Source organism: Microcystis sp. M144S2 (assembly GCF_020246065.1).
GTDB classification, from domain to species: Bacteria; Cyanobacteriota; Cyanobacteriia; order Cyanobacteriales; family Microcystaceae; genus Microcystis; species Microcystis ichthyoblabe_A.
This window is the reverse complement of sequence record NZ_JADBTR010000136.1, coordinates 56,677-76,597: the sequence shown is the minus strand read 5'-3', so window position 1 is coordinate 76,597 and position 19,921 is coordinate 56,677. Positions and strand designations below refer to the sequence as shown.

The following is a 19,921-nucleotide window of genomic DNA, read 5'->3' as shown; positions in this document are numbered from 1 at the left end:
TGACTTCGTTTCTCAGGAATTGAGAGCGGCGGAAGACCCGGAATTTGAAACCTTCTACACTAAAAATATTCTGCTTAACGAAGGTCTGAGAGCTTGGATGGCTCCCCAAGACCAACCCCACGAAAACTTTATCTTCCCTGAAGAAGTATTACCTCGGGGTAACGCTCTCTAAGGATGGCAAGAAAATTTACCGAATAGGGGGAAGGGTGAAGTTAAATCACCCTTCTTTTTTGTTGATTAAGGCACTTCAAGCACTACTACTCATTTTCTGGATACCCCTGTAAGATAAACTAGAGAATTTCTTGGAGATAAAAACAATGTTTCGCCAAATTTTATTATCTAGTCTCGGTTTGTTGCTAATTTATCCCCTGGGGAGCGAGCCAGCAGCGGCCAGAACCACGAGAGTTAATTGTGAAAGTCAAAGCGGTCGCACTACTCGCTGTCCTGTGAACGCTAGATGGGCCCAAGTCAGATTAATCCGCACTCGCTCCGCTGCTCCCTGTGAGGGTAATTGGGATTTCGAAAACGGCAATATTGTGGTGAGAAATGGTTGTCGGGGCGAGTTTGAGGTACGCACCGACAACCATCACGGTAATTCTGGTGGCGGTTGGGAAGATAATCTTTACAAAGAATTTCGCCTCCCCAATATCGGTCGTTTTGTCGTTGATCGCCGCAGTTATTATGATAGTGGCAGAATTAGAGAATTTGATGCGATCGTTAATGGCAGTCGCGAACGTTGGTGGGCCAATTGTCGTGGTGGCGAACTCGGCAGCGGTAGTCGTCGCATCCGCTCATCCCGGGAAATCGATCGAGTAGTGGACTTTGTTTGTGAGGATCGGGGTTAAATATAGAAACCAAAACCCTATCTAAAACCTTTTGAAGTTACTCATTTATATAGCTAGATAGCTAAAATGAGTAACTTTTACTGAAGATAGATTTTAAGAACGTTATCAGGTAAGCTAAGAGGCACTTTAACCGCCTATCCTTGTATTACCTGAATCTCTCCCAATCTCTTGACTTGCCTCGAACAGTAGCTTGAGAAAACTAAAATCCTTAAGATAACTGCTGTAAGAAACCCGTTTTCTTGATCTGCTGCTAGAATTCAAGTAGATTGGAGGAAAATATATGGAGCCGGCAAACACCTTAGATGCTCTAATGCTCAAAACTATCATCAAGGAAAGCGTCCGCGAAGTTATGCGGGAAGAATGGTTTAAATTCTTCGAGATGCTGATTCCCTATGTTGATGATATAGAACAGGCTGACATAGAAGCAAACTTTAATCCTGTTGATTACAAAGACGACGGCTTCGTTGATATTACAGACTGGTTTAATCGTGAAGATCAGGATCAGTAGATCAGCCAATAAATTTTTGGAGAAACTAGATGCCAATAGCCGAAAATCTGTTTTGACTAAAATTGGTATTCTCAAAACCTGCCTTGAAATTCAAAACGTTTATCCCCCTGAAGAACTTGATATCAAAAAACTTAAAGGTGAGTTGAAAGGATTCTCCAGACTTCGTGTTGGCAAAATGCGAGTTATTTTTGAAATCGGCAAGGAAACAGACGAAATCTTTATTTATGAGATTAACTTTAGAGGCAATATTTACGATTAATTAGGGTCTGCTGAAAAAGTTTTTCCTGGGGGCAGGGTGTGGGGTGTTGGGTTTTACCGATTTTGAGGTAGTCAGTTACCTAATTTTCAGGGAAAAAGTACCTGAATTTTACCCCGATCACTCCCATATCCATTACTTTTGGATTTCAAAAAGGTCTAAGTCTTACCCAACAAGGTTTTTGGATTTATTCAGCAAGCCCTAATTAACTTTTGAGAGTTCAAAAATGGGAAAATAGGGATGAAGTTGCCTAAAATCTCTTTATGCTTAGTTCTCCGTTCGGCTGAGCTCACGGCCGAAGCCTGACTACTGGCTCCTCTCTCTGAGGATTACTGGTTACTGATTACCGATCACCGATCACTGATTAGAGAATACCCGCGTTAGAAAGACCGAGAACCAGTCCCGCACCGAGAATATGGCCAAAACTCATGGTAGCCAATAATTCCGGCAGACCGAAGTTTTTTTTCGAGGCCAACTGCGGCAAGGGTAAAGCCGGACCTGCTCCGGTATTTTGGATGGCAAAATAACCGATAACGAAGGCTACTAGGTTAGCTAACGTCATGGTAATGCCGACGGATAAATTCCAGGGAATGGTTTGAGCAGTGGCTAAAAGTAAGGCGGAAGGGATCATTTGCGCTCCAGTCTTGATAAGATTTTGTTAATCACAGGGAATTATAAAAAGCTCTTGACCCGAAACTGCTTTTTGTTTGAATACTTAACAGTTTTTGTAACGTTTTGCGAATAAGATTAAATGCGAATTAAAATTTGCGGCATTACCCAACCAGACCAGGGGCGAGCGATCGCCAATTTAGGAGCTACGGCCTTAGGTTTTATCCTCGTACCGAGTTCGCCTCGTTACGTCAACATCGAGCAAATTAACGCCATTATCGCCGCAATCCCCGACAAAATCGATTTTATCGGGGTTTTTGCCGACGAGCAACCGGAAATTATTCAGCAAATAATTGTTAAAACCCCCTTGACAAGTGTGCAGTTACATGGTAGGGAATCTCCCGAATATTGCCAAAGGCTGCGGCAATTATTACCCGACCGGGAAATTATCAAGGCTTTGCGGATCAAAGACAGAGAAAGTTGGGAAAAGTCGGCAATTTACTTTAATAGCGTCGATACTTTACTTTTAGATGCCTACCATCCCCAATTGCTTGGCGGTACGGGACATACCTTAGACTGGCAAGCCTTAGCCAGTTTTTCGCCCCCCTTGCCCTGGTTTCTCGCCGGAGGACTCAACCCCGATAATATTGGTGAAGCTTTAACTCGGCTGCACCCCGATGGCATTGATGTGTCTAGCGGCGTTGAGCGAGCGCCTGGTGATAAAGACCTAAAAAAAGTCGCCCTCTTGTTAGAGCGACTGCAAAAATTCAGTGATCAGTGATCAGTTAGAAGGTTTTGGGTGTTGGGGTTTTAGCTGAATTCCCCCATTTCCCTGACTAGAAGAAATTGGGTTTATGACGGATCAGGTTAAGATACTCCTCGCGGGTTTTCTGCTCGTCTTGGAAGACTCCTAACATGGCGCTGGTGACAGTCCAGGAGCCTGGTTTCTGCACCCCGCGCATCACCATGCACATATGGGTTGCTTCCATGACGACTGCAACCCCTTGGGGGTCGAGAATTTCTTGAATCGCTTCGGCAATCTGACGGGTGAGGCGCTCTTGCACCTGTAAACGACGGGAATACATTTCCACAATGCGGGCCAATTTACTTAATCCGACCACCTTTTGGTTAGGAATATAGGCAACGTGGGCCCGACCCATGAAGGGTAACATATGATGTTCACAGAGACTAAAAAAGTCAATATCGCGCACTAATACCATCTCATTATGACCTTCATCGAAGATCGCACCATTAACGAGGGTTTCCAGGGATTGTTGATAGCCTTGGGTGAGAAACTGCATCGCTTCGGCCACCCGTTTGGGGGTTTTTAATAAACCTTCTCTTTCGGGATCTTCTCCCACCGAGATCAGGATATTTCTGACCGCATCCATCATCTGTTCTTTGTTTTCGTCGGAAGTCGGATGAATTTGAGCGGTTTTGCCATTGTGGGTGTTGCGATCGGGGCGAGTGGTCACGCGTGCTTGGATAGCGTCGGTTAGATTACCGTTTAAACCGTTAGAAGAAGCTATGGTCATAATGAGAATGCCTGTAGGCGAATTGATTGATAAATAGAAGTATTTTGGGTTATAATGCCCCCGCACTGGGCATAATGGTCATCGTTTCCACTACGGCCTGTTTGGGCAGTAACACCGCTTGCAGAATGGCCTGAGCGATGATATCTGGGGTTAACATGGCCGAGCGATCGAAATCTGCTTTGACGCTATCGCTGTCCCAGATGGGAGTATTGACAGCCCCGGGGGTGATAATCGTGACACGAATGGCGTTGGCCCGCTCCTCGATCGCTAAAATGCGAGAAAATGCCACTAATCCAGCTTTGCTGACACTATAGGCCCCCCAATCAGGAAAAAAATTATCGGCGGCGATCGAGGAAACGTTAATGATCGTGCCTCCTCCCTGTTGACGCATAGCAGGTAAAATCCCCTGCACACACTGGTAAACACTGGTTAAATTCAGGTCGATCACCCGCTGCCAGTCTGACAAAGGTGTGTCAGCTAAGGGATTTGTGTAACCCATGCCAGCATTATTGATCAGGATATCGATCGGTCCGGATTCTTGGGCGATTTTAGCGATATTAGGAGCTACTTCCGGGATATCTGCCAAATCTAAGGGGTAAGCTTGGGCTGATACGCCTAAATCTGCCGCCATTGCCGCCACGGTTGCCAATTTTTGCTGATCGCGACCGATTAAAACCAGATTAATTCCCGCCTTGGCGAAAGCGAGGGCGGTTTCTTTGCCGATGCCGCTACTGGCTCCGGTGATCAGCGCTCGCTGTTGACGAATAACAGAGTTCATGGTATAGTTTGAAATCTCTTAATTCTTGGTAGTTAGGGCAAAATTTTGGCGGTTAGGGGGACCCTAGAAAGTTTTAAGGGAGTTGGGTTAGATCGGAGCAATTTTTCTCGCACCAAAATTGCTGCGGCCCACCCAGGCGGGGGGAAGCATTGACTATCGGGTAGGTTCAAGATTAAGAATCGTTACAAAATTTTACCTAGCCAATTATAGCACTGTTAAGTCAGGGATCACTAATCTTTGTGTATATTCAGATAGATATCTAACCAGGGAGAGAAAAAAGCGGCCTGGTGGGCGAGAATTCTTGCGGCTGTCTTGGTCGAAAACTCTCTTCCCCTGCGCTCACAACTACTCACCGGAGGAGATGGCAGCGGTGGGTTGAGTGCGATTGACAATCACCACTTGATCGCCGACAACGGGACTTCTAGCGAGGAGAATTCCTTCATTATCCTTCATTTCCAAGCGGCGAAAATCGAGACTTTGGCAACGTTGAAAAACCGAATTAGCCAATTTATCCTGTTGTGATGCCTCGAGACTATACCAATTATCGCCCAAAATAACTACTAGACGACTAGCCAAAAAGTCCGCTTCTATAGTAGAAATAATCCCGGTGGGATAACGAGTAGTTAAATCGGTAATTTCCTCTTGAATAGCTGCGACTAAACTTTGTTCGGGAGTTAATCGTGGTTTTGCTTTAGTAATCGGGACGGGAATCGGTGCCTCTGGTGCGGTTAATTCTGGGGGGGTTTCGATAATTTCCCCGGCTGCCGGTGGGGGACTAGAGACAACTTCGGGCATATTTTCGGCAATTTCTGCCGGATTTTTCGGTAAACTGATCACGGCTACTAAGAGGATAGTGACTAAACTTCCTGTTAACAAGCCGGTGATTAACCAATCGGGAATTTTTTCGCTAATTCCTGCCGGTAAAAGTCGGCGAATTTTGTTCAAAATTGCCGTCCACCACCCTTCCACCTGCTCGAAATCTGGTAAAATATCGTCGATTCCCTCGACTGCTTCGATGGGAGAATCTGGGGTTAAACTTTGCTCAACTCCGGCGAATTCGTCTGGTTTTAAAGCAGCGGCTAACTGTTGCGTTGAGTTAAGAAGATTATCAACGGCAACTTTTGGGGGTAACACTATCCCCGTTCCCGTGTTAAGTTGGGAAACGATCAAATTTAACTGCTCGATCGCCTCTTGTAGTCGGATCACCGTTTCTGCTTGGCTGAAATTCTCTCGCTCATTTGGTTGAGTCATAATCTTTCTTAACTCGCTGCCATTCTTTTTCAAAATATCATTCTATGCGCCGTTTTCTCAGTTTTTTAACCAGTATTTTCCTTGTCTTCCTGACTGCTTGTGGTAGTGTCACTCCCCCCCAAGAATTTGCCCCCCCTGGAGAAATCGTCACCAAAGCCCTTTTATTACAATTTCGTCACACATCCGATCGCCTTAGTCAATCTTTACAGATCGATGAGCCGTCGGTAAAAATTGCTAAAATTAATGTCACCAGTCTGGAACCGATTTATGTGGGTAATTTGCCCGCTTATCACTTGCAGGGAGATTACGATCTAACTCTACAATTGCCCCATCAAAAAGATACCAAACAACACAACAATTTTGATCTTTATTTACAAAGACAGATCGAGGGGAAAACTTGGCGTTTACTCGAAGAAGTTGCCTCCCAATGGCGCAGCTATTTAGTGAGATAACCGGAAAAAGCCCGGGGATTTTGCTAAGTAGCTGGTTATAATCAAATTGAAGATAGATTTTGGGTTCGATCCCCCCTGCCCCCCTTGATAAGGGGGGTGCCGATAGGCGGGGGGATCTACCCTTGATAAGGGGGGTGCCGATAGGCGGGGGGATCTACCCTTGATAAGGGGGGTGCCGATAGGCGGGGGGATCTACCTTAGCAATGACAATCCTCAAAGGGAAAATTTAGCGATCATGATTACCTGTCCTCGTTGTCAGCACAAGGTCGATAGTCAAGCCTTACAATGTCCCTACTGTGCTAATATTTTAAAGGCTTATGGTCATCCCGGCATGACCCTACATCAAGCTGTCACTGGCGAGTTTTTGTGTGAGACTTGTCTGTATCATGGCGATGATAGCTGTAATTTTCCCCAACGTCCCTACGCTACCAGCTGCACTTTATACAAAAATAGCCAAATAATAGCCGAAAAAATTCCTCCTCTCCCTCTTCCTAGGGTTTTTAAAAATTGGTGTCTCAGAAATAAGGGATTATTGCTATTATTAACCATGATTTTGGGCAGTATTACTTTGGCTTTTATAAACTCACGTCGTTAATTTTTTTGCTGGCGATCGAGCCTTGATATGAATCTAGATCGAACCAGAAAGTTGTGCCAATTCCCACTTCACTAATCAAATGAATTTGACTATAGTGTTTTTCGATAATATTTTTGACGATCGATAATCCTAATCCCGTCCCTTCTAGGGTATGAACGCGATTTTCTACCCGATAGAAGCGATCAAATATAGCAATTTGATCCTCGGCATCGATGCCAATACCAGTATCGGATACTTCCACGCGAATTTTGAGAGTTTCTTGGGGATTATCTTTGCTGATTTCATAGGCACGAATCACCACTTTACCGCCAGCAGGAGTAAATTTTAGGGAGTTACCGACTAGATTAGTTAATACCTGTAAGAGTAGATCATAATGACCTAAAATTGGCAGTAAATTGGCTTCAATGTCCGAGCTTAATTCTAGTCCTTTATCCCTAGCATTGAGTTGATAAGTCCTCAGGGTTTGTTCGATTAATTGTCCGATATCGAGCGCATCTAAGTTATAGTTACGCGAGGATTCTAACCGAGAAAGATCGAGAACATCATTAACCAAACGAGTTAAGCGATCGGTTTCATGATTAGCGGTTTCTAAAAACTCTCTTTTTTCTGTATCGCTGAGATCCTCACCAAATTCTGTCAGGGTTTCAATAAAAGATTTGATGTTAAATAAAGGGGTTCTTAACTCATGGGAAACATTGCTGATAAATTGACTTTTTGCCTCATTTAATTCTGTTTCTCTGGTAATATCCTGTAGCGTCACAGCAATTCCCCGGACATTCTCCCGATACTGATCGAATACCTGAGTTAACAAAATGCGAATTGTGCAGGGTTTCGGGTGAGTTAAAGACAATCTAAATTCCGCTGGTGCATAGTTATTATTTTCCCCATCAATAACAGCATTTTTATGATTTTGATTAGCGGCTTCTTCAGGCTGGAGGGTTTCTCCCGCGGCAATTTGATAGAGGGGTTTAGTTAGTTTAACCGTTAATTCCGAGGGAAAAAGATGTAGAACATTTTTACCGATAATTTCCCGATCTTCCCAGCCAAATATTTCCCGAGCTGCGGGATTAATCAATAATAATTGAAAGTTAGTATCTAAAAGAATCGCCCCATCAGCAATAGTGGACATTAACGTATCTAGTTTGGCTTTTTCGGCGGTCATTTCTTCGATATTTTGTTCTTCGTATCGTTCTAACTTTTCCGCCATTTCATTAAAACTGATAATTAATTCCCCTAACTCTCCTCCTAGTGGTAAATCAACGCGCTGCTTAAAATTTCCCGCTGCAATATTTTTGACCCCGACTAATAACTCCTTGATCGGTTTGGTGATAGTTAAAGCATTAAAAACTGCCCCGAGAATCACCATAGCCCAAATCGAGACAAAAACGGCAATAGTCACATCACGGGTTAGATTAGAAGAAGCCACCACAATAGCGTTAGGATTGATTCCGATCGCTAATACTCCCAAATATTTGCCTTCATGATTCAAGGGAACAAAGACATCGGTTACTTCACCGTCGGGGGTTTTATGCTGACGGATGAGGGGAGTTTCCCCATTTTCGCCATAATTTTCCGGTAATTGAATGCGACGCTCGATCGTCAGGGAATTTTTAACTTCGGCGGTAGAATAGGGAATACCGAAAAATATTTCACCCTCCTCGTTAGCGTAGATCAAATAACGCACACTGGAGGTACTACTATAAAAACGGGCTGAAAAACGGGCTAAATCGGTTAAATTGTCCTCAGCAATGAGGGGGGAGACATTAGCGGCTAATAACAGCCCTAAATCCCTGCCAAAACGGGTATCATTGAGACGCACATCCTGCTGGATCGTGTTAACCGCCCAAAAGGTTAAACCACTCATCAACAAAGAAACGGCTAAAGTAGCCGCAGCCATTAATTTAGTTTGGAGAGTGAATTCGGACCACCAACGGGCGATCGCTTTTCGGAGAATGGGCAGAAAATTAAACACGGTTAGGCAGCATTAATCGGTGTTCTTAAGGAGTCTATCGCTCAAATCGCGGGTTAACATGATTATCTTAACTCATTATTAAGCTGGTAGCCGTTAAACCAGCACTAATCAAAGCCTAAGTCTCCGAGAAAGTTAAGAAATGCCCAAAAGCGCCAATAGTTCTAATTTTAGCCACCCCCGGTACTTCTGTGGTGTAAATACTGAACACACCTAAATTTTGCCGTTGACTAGAGGTTTCGATCGCTGGTTTTAAGATTTGATTTTTGATCACATTTCTGGCTGCCACCGGTAAAGAATCGATCGAGTCACAGAGACTGATTTTCTCGCAAGCGATTTTGTCGGCATGAGCGAGGAGTTTTTCGGCGGCGTATTCGCTGTAAAGTTCTTGTGGGGGATTGGTAAATCCCATAATCCCCGCTATTACCCCCAGGGCGATCGCTCCCTTGAAGAAATTACCCCCCATAGCTACTTAGCTCCTTGATTTTGTCTTCTCCACTCTATTTTGACAAGACATTTTCGATCTGACTAGGGGGCAGTGTTAATTTCTTAAACCAATACCGGGTGCATAGCACTCTAGTACATTTCCTGTGACACTGCAACTAACTAACAGATAATCACAGTGAGAACAGGCGGTGCTAACGAGATGGTGTTCTAAAATATGCTGTCTTTCGGCAAAATTTCCACAATTAGGACAGCGTACTTGTTGCAGGGTGATCATAGCAAACCTCATTAATTAGTTATCTTCTGTATGTAAAGCTAGTTTTTCTTGATCCCAATCGGTTTAAGCCTATTTTTTCCTTGATCCCCATTATGAACTCGATCATCTGATCTGGCTAGTAATTTTTACTAAACTTTGCAATTTTTCTTGAAAAATTTAATAATTTCTTCCTAGGGTTTTTTACCTTGATCAGATAAGTGTCGGTAATTTTGGCAAAGAGAAAACCAGAAAGTGAACTCTTAAACTGCCGATCCCTTACTGCTATAATTACGGCTGAGATTATTGATTATCCTATGAAGTACGCTCTGGTTCACGAGTGGTTAACCCCAAAGGCGACGGGGGGATCAGAATTAGTGGTTAAGGAGATTTTACAATGTCTAGAGGCGGATTTATACGCTTTGATCGATTTTGAGTCCACTAATCCCGATAGTTATCTCTATGGTCGCTCGATCGGGACAACTTTTCTGCAAAACTTCCCGAAAGCGAGAAATGGCGTACAAAAATACTTACCTTTTCTTCCCCTGGCGATCGAGCAGTTAAATTTAGAGGATTATGATGTGATTTTATCCTCCTCCCATTGTGTGGCTAAAGGGGTTTTAATACGACCAGATCAGGTTCACATTTGTTATTGTCACACTCCGATGCGTTATGCTTGGGATTTAACTTTTGACTATCTGGCTAATAGTAAGTTAGGACAGGGATTACCCGGTATTTTCACCCGTTATCTTTTGCATGGTTTGCGTCAGTGGGATGTGATTTCTGCTAATCGTGTGGACTATTTTCTGGCTAATTCCCACCACACCGCTAGACGAATTTGGCGCTGTTATCGACGGGAGGCAAAAGTTATTTATCCTCCCGTACAAATTGAGCGTTTTCCCTACCAAGAGAAAAAAGAAGATTTTTATTTAGTAGTCTCTCGTTTGGTTAGTTATAAAAAAGTCCCTTTAATTGTGGAGGCATTTAATCACTTGGGATTACCCCTAGTGGTTATTGGAGATGGTCCACAAATGGCTTTAATTCGTCAGTTAGCCAGGGATAATATTCAGATTTTAGGGGCAGTGTCCGATCGAATAGTAGCAGAATATATGTCGAAAGCAAAAGCGTTTATTTATGCTGCCTGTGAGGATTTTGGTATTGCTTTAGTGGAAGCGCAAGCTTGTGGTACTCCCGTGATTGCATTTGCTGCCGGAGGTGCTTTAGAAACCGTGCGGGATCTGCGGGAAAATTCTCCCCAGGGAACAGGATTACTTTTTGGGGAACAAAATCCCCAATCTTTGGTAGAAGCGGTTAAATATTTTGTTGATCACGGTGATAAAATTGATCCGGAAGATTGTCGGCAACAGGCTAATAAATTCACTCCTGAAATCTTTCAAAGTAACTATAGTTTATTTGTCGAGGAAAATTCAATGTATAAAAGTTATTGCTAAGTTTAATTAGATCAGTTATCTTAATGGTGAGCTAGGAGGTTTTCGTTTTAGGGAGTCAGTCATCGGTGGTCGATAACCAATTAGGTTATACTTTATTTTGATGAGAAACGTTATATTTTACCAATGGTGAAGATGCAGCCAATGCACCCTAAAATGTAATACTATGGATATTTCTCGAAAGTAGAGATGTACCTTTGCGTTAGACAATCAACTGTTTTTAGAAAACAAAGGTGGATTTTAATATTGCCCTAACCCAACAAAATTAATTTGGTTCTTCGGCAGGTAGTATGCTAAGGACTCTTTGCTTATCCTGAAAACCTTACGCGTCAAGTCCAGTATTTGTGATTGCATAACAAGTGCCGAAGAACCATTAATCTTTGGGAGTGTTATTAACCTTTTTTGCCCGTTATCTTCTGAGAAAGCTTGCGTAATCCAGTCTTAAAAGAAGGTAGACGAAAATAAGCCCTTTCTTTGGTATAGATATGGTAATTAGTCAAAAGTCTGTCTGATAAAATATCCAGTCCTAAATCTAGGTAACGGCTATTTTTAAACAGAACGTTATTAGCATAGAAACAAACAAATTTAAACTCAGGAATCAAAGATTGAATTGTTCTGAGATTAATCTGATTCTCGTACAACTCTCGATCATCATATTCCGTATAAAAATATCTGGTTTTAGCTAAAGTTTCTAAACCACCTCTAATTAACTGTTCTTCGGCTCCCTGCACATCTGCCCAAATAAAATCAACTTCTGTGATATTATTTTCTTCTGCCCAAGTATCCAAGCGCATAGTTTTAACGGTGGTAGAACTATTAAAAGGGACTTGAGGATAAACTTTCAAATGTTCCTGCGGTTTTTTCAGAGAAGAAGAAGCAGCGTGTTTGAGTTTATCACCTACTTGCACACCACTTTGATAAAATACTGCCTCACCATCTTGATCGGATAGAGCCAATTCGTACAATTGAGAGCGAGGATCGTTGACTAGATTTCTGTGTTGTGCAATTACGCGCGGATCGGGTTCAAAACTATAAATTTTGCTTCTGGGAAATTCCTTGAGAAATCCAAGAGTGTCAGTACCCTTGTGGGCACCTACTTCTAAGATAATCGGATTATCTTTTTTCAGCAATTGTTTGATTAGCTTTTTATCCATAAACGGCAGTTATTCAAAAGGATTGTCAAGACTTTAACCTAAAGTTTCCTTGAAGTCAAGTATTTGCAGAAAAATTTTTTAAGCAAGCTTAAGAATTACAGTAGCGAGGACTGGATGTTTTTTGTAGAATAAATATAAGTTGTGATGACAGAAAAGCGAGGATTATAGCCGTGCCTTGGAATCGAGTTAATCAATGGGTAGAAAGACGCTCTTTAGTGGCCCTAGAATCAGCTTATCAGAGAGCGCTGAAAATTAAAGCGATCGAAGATAAACATTTTGGGGGACAAAAAATTTCCCCAGCTGCCGTGGGAGGAAAAAGTGTTTATGATTACTTTCAAAGTACCCTAGAGCGAGAATTATTACAGATACGTTTCGATTTAACTCAAGTGCGTCTGGGTAATTTTTTTAATCCGCAAACTAACCCAGAAAATAATAACATCCTAGAGACTTTAAAGGCGATCGAGGATATTATCGGTAAATATCGCCTAGACTTAGAGGAATTGCTGCCCCCATTACCGAATAATCAAACCCCAAATCTGCCTAATACCAATCTCACCAGTGACACCCCCAGGGATAAAACTAACCAGACAATTTCTCCTGCAACCGGTAATAAATTTTTTAACTTCCAGCAAGAATTAACCCCAGAATACGAACAAACCGTTATTAAACAACTCCGTACCCTGCGACAACAGCAACGTATTGCTATTCGTTTTATCCTGATTATTATTTTAGTTTCTCTCTTGGTGCAGGTTATTAGTAGAAACTTTATTTTTAGCCCTATTTTAAACTATTTGGGTGTGGATAGAGCGAAAATATCAGAAGTTTATATTTCTCAGGAAATTGGCGAAAAATATCTCAGGGAATTTGCTAGACTTCAAGAAATACAAGAAATCAAGCACGTTTTAGGAGTAGCAAAAGTAGGACATGAATCAGAAGAAACCTTTCGAGAACAGGTCGAGGAATTATTTAAAGAAGCGGGTTATGAAAGTCAAGATGGTTGGAAAAACTTACTCTCCGATATAACTGGATTAATAGCCTTTATTGCGATCTTAATTTTTGGTCGTCAACAATTGGCAATTACGCGAGCTTATGTTAGTCGTTATTTTCTCAGCTTAAATGACATAACCAAAGCCTTTATCTTTATTCTCTTTACCGATATATTTGTCGGGTTTCACTCGGCGGAGGGTTGGACGGTAATCTTAGAAACTTTGTTCCGGCACTTTGGTTGGCGCGAGAATATTACATTTATTAGCTTGTTTGTGGCCACGGTTCCCGTTATCCTAGATACCATCTTTAAACTATTAATATTTAATTATCTGACTCGTAAATCTCCCACCGCCGCAACTATCCTAGAAAAGATGAACCAGTAACGCCCTATGATCCTTAGTATTGCCGATACCTTCATTAAAAGACCCGTTCTGACCACAGTTTGCTCGATTTTAATCGTTTTGATCGGAGCGATCGCTGTTCCCTTTTTACCCCTAGAAAAACTGCCCCAGTTGGCATTTATTCAGGTAGCGGTAAATGCCAACTATTTGGGAACCGATGCCAAAACCGTACAGGATAACGTTACCACGGTACTCGATCGCCAGATTAACGGGACAGAACAGATTGTTTATATGCAGTCCCAGAGTACCAACACAGGACAAAGTACGGTGAATGTCTTTTTCCCGGTGGAAATGGATCGTAACATTGCCCAAGTGTTGGTACAAAACCGTGTCAGTACCGCCGCCGCTAGTTTACCGGAAGAAGTGAACCGGCAGGGGGTGACAACCAATACCCAATCCCCCAGCGTTACCCTTGCCTACGGGATTTCCGCCAAACCGGACGAAAAGGGTAATTATCCCTACGATACGGTCTTTTTAAGTAACTTTGTTGACCGAGTCATCGATGCTGAGATTCGCCGGATCGAGGGGGTTGGTAGTACAACAATCATCGGGGAAAGGGAATACGCCCTGCGTTTTTGGCTTAATCCCGATGCTTTAGCCGCTAGGGGTGTATCGGCGGAACAAGTAGTACAGGCGATCCGAGAACAGAATATTCAGGTGGGTGCGGGGACAATTGGCGGTGATCCCAGTCCCGAAGAGCAGCAATTCCAGATCGCCATTCGCGCCGTTGGTAGGGTTGCCACCGGGGAGGAAGCGGAAAATATTGTCGTCAAAGTCGGGGAAAATGGCGATTTAATCCGAATTAAAGACGTAGGACGCGCAGAAATCGGAGCCGAAAGCTACAGTACCGCCGCCTATTTCGACAAATCCCCCGCCGTTGTCTATATCGTCTATCAGTTGCCCGGTTCCAACGCTTGGAATACTGCCAAACTGGTAAAAGAAAAAATGGCGGAACTAGAACCAAGTTTCCCCCCGGGGTTAAATATCGCCATTACCCTCGATAATACCGCCTTTGTCGCCGCTTCCCTAGAAGAAGCCTTTGGCACTCTGGTTGAAGCGATTTTACTGGTTATTCTCGTCATTTTTATCTTCCTTCAGGATTGGCGCACCACGATCATTCCAGCGATCGCTATTCCCGTATCTTTGATCGGAACCATGGCCGTCGCCCTGGCTTTAGGCTATTCTCTCAATAACCTCTCCTTGTTTGCCGTCATTCTGGCCACCGGTTTAGTGGTGGACGACGGCATCGTGATTGTAGAGGCGGTATCGGAAAAATTACGGCAGGGAATGCGGCCATTTCAAGCTGCCCTCGATGCCATGGGTGAGTTAACCTCGGCGGTGATCGCTAGTTCTCTTGTACTGCTGGCAGTTTTTATTCCCGTCACCTTCTTCCCCGGTACGGTGGGGATCGTTTATCGACAATTTGCCGTCATCATCTCCGCTTCAATTATCATCTCCACCTTTAACGCCCTCAGTTTTTCCCCCACCATGTCGGCGATTATCATGAAACCGCCCCAAGGTACCCGCGGACCCTTGGGACTGTTTTTCGAGGGCTTTAATCGGGGTTTCAACGCAGTTAAAGAGGGCTATCGACGCTCGATCGAATTTCTGATCCGCATCCGTTTTTTAGTGTTACCCTTCTTTATCGCCGCCCTCTTTCTCACAGCTTGGAGTTATAGCACCACTCCCCAGGGTTTTATCCCCGAAGAAGACCAAGGTTATGCCTTCGTTTTGGTGCAAGCACCCCCCGGGGTTTCCCTGCGCTACACCGACCAGGTTATCCGTCAGATTAACGAAGAAATTCTCGACGGTATCGAAGAAATCGAACACTTTGTCGGTATGGCGGGCTTTAGTTTTGCTGGAAGTGGCAGCAACCAAGGGCTATTTTTTGTCAAGTTAAAAGAATGGTCGGAACGGCCCGGGGAAGATAAGTCGGTTTTCGGGGTTCTGCGGAAAATTAACCAACAATTAGCCACTAAAGTCCCAGATGCTCGCGCTTTCGCCGTTAATGCGCCCCCCGTGGATGGATTAAGTTCTACTGGCGGTTTCGAGTTATTTATCCAAAACCGCGCTTCTTTCCCCATGGACGCTTTGATTGCCAACGCTAATAAAGTCATGGCCGAGGCCCGAACAAGACCGGAATTATCGGGAATTTTCACCCAATTTACCACCGACACGCCGATGTTGGAACTTTCCATCAATCGCAACCAGCTACAGGCGCAAAACGTCGATATGCAGGCCGTTTTCGGTACCCTGCAAACCTATCTCGGTTCCAACTTCGTCAATCAATTCGTCTTAGGCGATCGCTTGTATCGAGTCTTTGCCCAAGCAGAAGCGGATTATCGTTCTAATCCCGAAGATATTAACCGTCTTTACGTCCGTTCCCGTACCGGGGCCAATATTCCCCTATCGGGTTTAGTTAGCGTCAAACGCTTCACCTATCCACCGATTATCACTAACTTTAACCTCTATCCCTCGATTAACGTTCAGGGTAGTCCCGCCCCCGGTTTTAGTACGGGACAGGCGATCGCAGTGATGGAAGATGTTTGCCGGAAAGTCCTGCAGCCCGGTTTCGGTTACGCTTGGACGGGTACAGCTTTCCAAGAAAAAACTTCCGCCGGGGCTGCCCCAGTTATCTTCGGATTGGCCTTTATCGTGGTTTTCCTCGTCCTTGCAGCTCAGTACGAAAGCTATATCGACCCGATTATCATCATGATTACGGTTCCCCTAGCGATCCTAGGTGCCATGGGGGCCTTACTGTTGCGGGCGAATTTCCTACAAGTGGGTAGTCTCTTCCCTGCGGTGAATAATAATATCTATGCTCAGGTGGCTTTGGTCATGTTGATCGGTTTAGCGGCTAAAAATGCGATTTTAATCGTGGAATTCGCTAACCAGTCCCGTACTTTGGGTTTAAGTATTCCCGATGCGGCAGCTCGGGCCTCGACGGAACGCTTAAGACCGATTCTGATGACGGCTATTTCCGGTTTAGTTGGTTTCTTGCCCTTGGTTATCGCTTCCGGTGCCGGAGCGATGAGTCGTTGGTCCCTGGGAACTGCAATCCTAGGCGGTTATCTGATTTCCACGGTGTTGAGTTTATTTCTCGTCCCGGTGTTGTATGTGCTGATCAAACAGTTCGAGGCCCGATTCCTCTCCTCGAAACCCCCCAAAGATGGCGGTTCTGGCAATAGTAAAACTCCCTCTCTCGATGAGCAAAGGGAGGAAAAAAAATCTGTTGAAGAAGGGGCTATTTCCTCTTTGAAAATCTCTCCTCAGTCCCCGAATGACTAGGGTGTTAGGTTTTAGGGTTTTAGGGTTTTAGGGTTTTGGGGTATTAGTTGAAATTCCCCCACCTCCCCACTTCCCCACCCCCCCACACCCGTTCGGCTGAGCTCACGGCCGAAGCCCACACCCCACACCCCACACCCCATCTCTGATAACTGAAAATAATGAGTCTAGAATCTACTGCTAACGAGGCGATCGCTCATAATTTAGAGCAATTCCTGCTAGTTTTGACCATTTCCTTGAGTGTCGCCACTTTATCGAGAACCGTTGCCTTCCTCCGCAAAATTCCCTACACCCTGCTGTTAGTGATTGTCGGTATGGGTTTAGCTTTTTTAGATTTGCGTCTAGTTAATCTTTCCCCGGAATTAATTCTGGAAATTTTTCTGCCTCCCCTCCTTTTTGAAGCCGCTTGGAATATTCCTTGGGCTAAATTAAAGGAATATTGGGTTACTATCGTCCTTTTTGCCGTTATCGGGGTGATTATCTCCGTTTTGGGGGTTGCCTATCCCCTACATATCTTTGCTAATTTACCCCTATCGATCGCTTTTCTCTTGGGGGCTGCCCTAGCTGCCACCGATCCCGTCTCTGTAATTGCCCTATTTAAAGAATTGGGGGCCAGTAAAAAACTGACGATCCTGATGGAAGGGGAAAGTCTCTTTAATGATGGGGTCGCTGTGGTGGCTTTCGTCCTCTTGGTGGGGATTCCCTTGGGAGTCGATACCTTTTCCGTACCCGTCACGATCGCTCGTTTCTGCACCTTTGTGGGGATTGGCATCGGTGTGGGTTGCGTGATCGGTTTCGGCATTTCCTACCTTACCCAACGCTTCGATCTGCCTTTCGTGGAACAGTCTCTCACCCTAGTTTCTGCATACGGAACCTATCTCGTCACGGAAAAATTAGGCGGATCCGGTGTGATTGGGGTGGTAATTGTCGGGATTATTCTCGGTAATCTCGGTTCGCGCATTGGTATGAGTCCCCGCACGCGCCTGGTAGTTAGCGAATTTTGGGAATTTATCGCCTTTTTTGTCAATTCCATCATCTTTTTACTGATCGGTGATCAAACCCGCTTTGAGAGTCTTGGTAGTCACTTAACCGGGATTTTAATAGCGATCGCCGCTATGGTGGTTTCCCGTCTGTTCTCAATTTTTGGACTAGGGGGAATTAGTAACCTAATTACGGGCAATAAGATCAGTTTCAAGGAAAGAACGGTGTTATGGTGGGGAGGATTACGCGGATCGGTTTCGATCGCCCTAGCGTTAAGTGTTCCCACGTCTATCCCCTACCGTCAAGAAATTATTGACGTGGTTTTTGGGGTGGTTTTATTTACTTTATTGGTGCAAGGATTATCTATACAATGGCTATTAAATGCCCTCAATCTTATCGGTGATCAACCGATTCGGAGCGAATATTCGGCCCTAATTGCTCGTCAGATTGCTTTAACTAGGGTGTCTAATTATCTGCAACAACCAGAACGTTTTCCCGATATCGATCCCGAATTTTATCGCGACAAAAAAACTCTGGTGGAAGGACAATTAAAGTCCTTGGGCGATCAGTTGCAAAAATTACTACAGGAACATCCACAATTAAAAGATGTGGTGGCCGAACAATTTCAAGATACTTTACTCGATATCGAAGCTAATACCTACGCAGAATTAATTCGAGCCGGTCGTTTAAATGAAAATCTCGTTCCCCTTTTAGTGGAGGTAGAAGAAGAAAAAGAGATGGTTTAATGATCAAGTCATGGAAAATCAAAGAATTTTTGCTAAAAATTGCTGAGTTCGATCGGATTGGGGATGATTAAAAAATTCTGCTGGGGGGGCAATTTCCAAAATTAAACCCTGATCCATAAATACCACTCGATCGGCCACTTCTCGCGCAAATCCTACCTCGTGGGTGACACAAACCATGGTCATCCCGGATTTGGCTAAACTTTGCATCGTTTCCAAGACTTCTCGCACCATTTCTGGGTCTAAAGCTGAGGTGGGTTCATCGAATAACATCACCTTCGGCTGCATAGCTAAAGCGCGAACGATTGCCACCCGCTGCTGTTGTCCTCCCGATAACTGAGGGGGATATTTAAGCGCTTGTTCGAGAATACCAACTTTTTCGAGGAGTTTTCTCGCTATTTCCTCCGCTTGCGCTTTTTTCCAACCGCGCACCCACATGGGACCGAGGGTGACATTATCTAATACCGTCAGATGGGGAAAGAGGTTAAATTGTTGAAAAACCATGCCGACTTCCTGACGGATTGCCTCGATATTTTTCAGGTTGTGGGAAACAGTTATCCCGTCAATAATAATGCGGCCTTTTTGATAGGATTCTAACCCGTTAAAAGTGCGGATAAAGGTGGATTTTCCCGAACCCGACGGCCCCATAATCACGACAACTTCCTGTTTATTCACAGTGAGATTCACTCCCCGTAAAGCATGAAAGCGGTTATCATACCATTTTTCCACCGCTTCGGCAATTATAATCGGTTCACTGTTGTGAGATTCCATATTTTTGAGAGTTTATTGATTGTCTGTATCGGGAAACCACTGTTTCTCAAGAATTTGTCTCAGAGAGTAGGGACAAATTATCGGTAAATTTTTTAATCCTGTCTTTTTTTCGGCAATTAAGCGAGCGTTTTCATAGATATTTTCTAACTCTAGTTCTAGTTCTAGAAATTTACTTAAATTGGTGGTGAGCTTATCTTCTAATTGTACTCGAAAAGTGATAATCTCTGCCGCCCAATGATTACTATTTTTTCTTTTTCTGTTGTCCAAAATTGATAGAGTAACAGATGGATTATCATTTGTAAACTTAAACTTTTAACAGCAGTTTTTTCGCTTCGTCCCAAAGCTGCCAACTCCTCGATTAAATGTTCGTAATCTAACTGATCTAACTGACGATTTTTTAATAACTCGATCGTCTCGCTTAACCAGCGATCATACTCCCGTTCATAAAGCTGTTCTAAAGCAAGCATTGTCTTTGATCAAATGGCGACATTATTAAAAATAACCCATTCCTAGAAATGATAGCACAAAATATCCGGATGGCACGGGATTAGTGTAAATATTTGTGAATTAATGATGATGACAGTCAAAAATGCTTGACCCTGAGGTAAAAAAAGGTTAAATTATGGTTAGGCTGAGAACCCACACATCCTAGATAA

At 43.8% G+C, this 19,921-nt stretch carries 20 protein-coding genes and 1 pseudogene; 11 read left to right on the top strand and 10 right to left on the bottom strand.

Annotation, left to right across the window (positions count from 1 at the left end; translation table 11 throughout):
- From IM462_RS15805 to IM462_RS15790, 4 genes are all read left to right on the top strand, one after another.
- A partial coding sequence (locus IM462_RS15805) for a photosystem II protein D2 (RefSeq protein ID WP_271931852.1) occupies positions 1–172 on the top strand: 172 nt, incomplete at its 5' end.
- Between the two features lie 145 nt (positions 173–317).
- Entirely contained in the window at positions 318–845 is a 528-nt protein-coding gene (locus IM462_RS15800; RefSeq protein ID WP_287700166.1) for a DUF3011 domain-containing protein, read from the top strand.
- 280 nt (positions 846–1,125) lie between these two features.
- Positions 1,126–1,353 carry a hypothetical protein gene (locus tag IM462_RS15795; RefSeq protein ID WP_002773466.1) on the top strand — a complete coding sequence of 76 codons (228 nt, stop codon included), beginning with the start codon at positions 1,126–1,128 and terminating at the stop codon, positions 1,351–1,353.
- Positions 1,310–1,612 carry a type II toxin-antitoxin system RelE family toxin gene (locus tag IM462_RS15790; protein ID WP_353737341.1) on the top strand — a complete coding sequence of 101 codons (303 nt, stop codon included), beginning with the start codon at positions 1,310–1,312 and terminating at the stop codon, positions 1,610–1,612. Before IM462_RS15795 ends, IM462_RS15790 begins: the two co-directional genes overlap by 44 nt.
- Positions 1,613–1,973: 361 nt before the next feature.
- Here the strand turns inward: IM462_RS15790 and psaK are convergent, their stop codons facing one another.
- Positions 1,974–2,240 carry a photosystem I reaction center subunit PsaK gene (gene psaK / locus IM462_RS15785; RefSeq protein ID WP_287700164.1) on the bottom strand — a complete coding sequence of 89 codons (267 nt, stop codon included), beginning with the start codon at positions 2,238–2,240 and terminating at the stop codon, positions 1,974–1,976.
- Positions 2,241–2,360: 120 nt separating this feature from the next.
- On the opposite strand from psaK, the gene IM462_RS15780 reads away from it, so the two are divergent.
- Entirely contained in the window at positions 2,361–2,999 is a 639-nt protein-coding gene (locus IM462_RS15780; protein ID WP_287700163.1) for a phosphoribosylanthranilate isomerase, read from the top strand.
- Between the two features lie 55 nt (positions 3,000–3,054).
- Here the strand turns inward: IM462_RS15780 and folE are convergent, their stop codons facing one another.
- The 3 genes from folE to IM462_RS15765 form a co-directional block, all read right to left on the bottom strand.
- On the bottom strand, positions 3,055–3,753 hold the full coding sequence (gene folE, locus IM462_RS15775; protein ID WP_002738197.1) for a GTP cyclohydrolase I FolE: 699 nt from the start codon (positions 3,751–3,753) through the stop codon (positions 3,055–3,057).
- 49 nt (positions 3,754–3,802) lie between these two features.
- The gene (locus IM462_RS15770; protein WP_287700162.1) at positions 3,803–4,531 is read right to left on the bottom strand and encodes an SDR family oxidoreductase; all 729 of its coding nucleotides are present in this window, start codon (positions 4,529–4,531) and stop codon (positions 3,803–3,805) included.
- 345 nt (positions 4,532–4,876) lie between these two features.
- On the bottom strand, positions 4,877–5,782 hold the full coding sequence (locus IM462_RS15765) for a hypothetical protein (protein ID WP_287700161.1): 906 nt from the start codon (positions 5,780–5,782) through the stop codon (positions 4,877–4,879).
- Between the two features lie 44 nt (positions 5,783–5,826).
- Between IM462_RS15765 and IM462_RS15760 the strand changes: the two genes are divergently transcribed.
- The gene (locus IM462_RS15760; RefSeq protein ID WP_002737932.1) at positions 5,827–6,234 is read left to right on the top strand and encodes a hypothetical protein; all 408 of its coding nucleotides are present in this window, start codon (positions 5,827–5,829) and stop codon (positions 6,232–6,234) included.
- Positions 6,235–6,469: 235 nt separating this feature from the next.
- Entirely contained in the window at positions 6,470–6,829 is a 360-nt protein-coding gene (locus IM462_RS15755; protein WP_002742007.1) for a hypothetical protein, read from the top strand.
- Here the strand turns inward: IM462_RS15755 and nblS are convergent.
- The 3 genes from nblS to IM462_RS15740 all read right to left on the bottom strand — a co-directional run bounded on the left by nblS (position 6,810) and on the right by IM462_RS15740 (position 9,519).
- On the bottom strand, positions 6,810–8,801 hold the full coding sequence (gene nblS, locus IM462_RS15750; RefSeq protein ID WP_287700160.1) for a two-component system sensor histidine kinase NblS: 1,992 nt from the start codon (positions 8,799–8,801) through the stop codon (positions 6,810–6,812). The two genes, IM462_RS15755 and nblS, sit on opposite strands and share 20 nt — an antisense overlap.
- 115 nt (positions 8,802–8,916) lie before the next feature.
- The gene (locus tag IM462_RS15745; RefSeq protein ID WP_002737573.1) at positions 8,917–9,264 is read right to left on the bottom strand and encodes a DUF4359 domain-containing protein; all 348 of its coding nucleotides are present in this window, start codon (positions 9,262–9,264) and stop codon (positions 8,917–8,919) included.
- A 75-nt stretch (positions 9,265–9,339) separates the two neighbouring features.
- Positions 9,340–9,519: a replication restart DNA helicase PriA gene (locus tag IM462_RS15740; RefSeq protein ID WP_287700159.1), complete on the bottom strand. Its 180-nt coding sequence runs from the start codon at positions 9,517–9,519 to the stop codon at positions 9,340–9,342.
- Positions 9,520–9,812: 293 nt separating this feature from the next.
- Here IM462_RS15740 and IM462_RS15735 point away from each other — a divergent pair, with 293 nt between their 5' ends.
- A complete protein-coding gene (locus tag IM462_RS15735; protein ID WP_287700158.1) occupies positions 9,813–10,946 on the top strand; it encodes a glycosyltransferase in 1,134 nt (377 codons plus the stop codon).
- A 389-nt stretch (positions 10,947–11,335) separates the two neighbouring features.
- Here IM462_RS15735 and IM462_RS15730 read toward each other — a convergent pair whose 3' ends face one another.
- The gene (locus IM462_RS15730; RefSeq protein WP_287700157.1) at positions 11,336–12,097 is read right to left on the bottom strand and encodes an FkbM family methyltransferase; all 762 of its coding nucleotides are present in this window, start codon (positions 12,095–12,097) and stop codon (positions 11,336–11,338) included.
- 170 nt (positions 12,098–12,267) lie between these two features.
- Here IM462_RS15730 and IM462_RS15725 point away from each other — a divergent pair, with 170 nt between their 5' ends.
- The 3 genes from IM462_RS15725 to IM462_RS15715 all read left to right on the top strand — a co-directional run bounded on the left by IM462_RS15725 (position 12,268) and on the right by IM462_RS15715 (position 18,497).
- A complete protein-coding gene (locus IM462_RS15725) occupies positions 12,268–13,467 on the top strand; it encodes a hypothetical protein (protein ID WP_287700156.1) in 1,200 nt (399 codons plus the stop codon).
- A 6-nt stretch (positions 13,468–13,473) separates the two neighbouring features.
- Positions 13,474–16,773: an efflux RND transporter permease subunit gene (locus tag IM462_RS15720; protein ID WP_287700155.1), complete on the top strand. Its 3,300-nt coding sequence runs from the start codon at positions 13,474–13,476 to the stop codon at positions 16,771–16,773.
- A 158-nt stretch (positions 16,774–16,931) separates the two neighbouring features.
- Positions 16,932–18,497, top strand: coding sequence for a cation:proton antiporter (locus IM462_RS15715; RefSeq protein ID WP_287700154.1), 1,566 nt, complete (start codon positions 16,932–16,934; stop codon positions 18,495–18,497).
- Between the two features lie 18 nt (positions 18,498–18,515).
- Here the strand turns inward: IM462_RS15715 and IM462_RS15710 are convergent, their stop codons facing one another.
- Together IM462_RS15710 and IM462_RS15705 are read right to left on the bottom strand one after the other, a co-directional pair.
- Positions 18,516–19,265 carry an amino acid ABC transporter ATP-binding protein gene (locus IM462_RS15710; RefSeq protein WP_002798269.1) on the bottom strand — a complete coding sequence of 250 codons (750 nt, stop codon included), beginning with the start codon at positions 19,263–19,265 and terminating at the stop codon, positions 18,516–18,518.
- 12 nt (positions 19,266–19,277) lie between these two features.
- Positions 19,278–19,732, bottom strand: a pseudogene (locus IM462_RS15705) (DUF29 domain-containing protein).
- Between the last annotated feature and the right edge of the window lie 189 nt (positions 19,733–19,921).

Bases quoted from the DNA above. Each gene is read 5' to 3' on its own strand.
- IM462_RS15780 (WP_287700163.1), top strand. From the start codon at position 2,361: ATGCGAATTAAAATTTGCGGCATTACCCAACCAGACCAGGGGCGAGCG.
- IM462_RS15765 (WP_287700161.1), bottom strand. From the start codon at position 5,782: ATGACTCAACCAAATGAGCGAGAGAATTTCAGCCAAGCAGAAACGGTG.
- IM462_RS15740 (WP_287700159.1), bottom strand. From the start codon at position 9,519: ATGATCACCCTGCAACAAGTACGCTGTCCTAATTGTGGAAATTTTGCC.
- IM462_RS15760 (WP_002737932.1), top strand. From the start codon at position 5,827: ATGCGCCGTTTTCTCAGTTTTTTAACCAGTATTTTCCTTGTCTTCCTG.
- IM462_RS15730 (WP_287700157.1), bottom strand. From the start codon at position 12,097: ATGGATAAAAAGCTAATCAAACAATTGCTGAAAAAAGATAATCCGATT.
- IM462_RS15720 (WP_287700155.1), top strand. From the start codon at position 13,474: ATGATCCTTAGTATTGCCGATACCTTCATTAAAAGACCCGTTCTGACC.
- psaK (WP_287700164.1), bottom strand. From the start codon at position 2,240: ATGATCCCTTCCGCCTTACTTTTAGCCACTGCTCAAACCATTCCCTGG.
- IM462_RS15715 (WP_287700154.1), top strand. From the start codon at position 16,932: ATGAGTCTAGAATCTACTGCTAACGAGGCGATCGCTCATAATTTAGAG.
- IM462_RS15745 (WP_002737573.1), bottom strand. From the start codon at position 9,264: ATGGGGGGTAATTTCTTCAAGGGAGCGATCGCCCTGGGGGTAATAGCG.
- IM462_RS15770 (WP_287700162.1), bottom strand. From the start codon at position 4,531: ATGAACTCTGTTATTCGTCAACAGCGAGCGCTGATCACCGGAGCCAGT.
- IM462_RS15755 (WP_002742007.1), top strand. From the start codon at position 6,470: ATGATTACCTGTCCTCGTTGTCAGCACAAGGTCGATAGTCAAGCCTTA.
- folE (WP_002738197.1), bottom strand. From the start codon at position 3,753: ATGACCATAGCTTCTTCTAACGGTTTAAACGGTAATCTAACCGACGCT.
- IM462_RS15710 (WP_002798269.1), bottom strand. From the start codon at position 19,265: ATGGAATCTCACAACAGTGAACCGATTATAATTGCCGAAGCGGTGGAA.
- IM462_RS15735 (WP_287700158.1), top strand. From the start codon at position 9,813: ATGAAGTACGCTCTGGTTCACGAGTGGTTAACCCCAAAGGCGACGGGG.
- IM462_RS15800 (WP_287700166.1), top strand. From the start codon at position 318: ATGTTTCGCCAAATTTTATTATCTAGTCTCGGTTTGTTGCTAATTTAT.
- IM462_RS15795 (WP_002773466.1), top strand. From the start codon at position 1,126: ATGGAGCCGGCAAACACCTTAGATGCTCTAATGCTCAAAACTATCATC.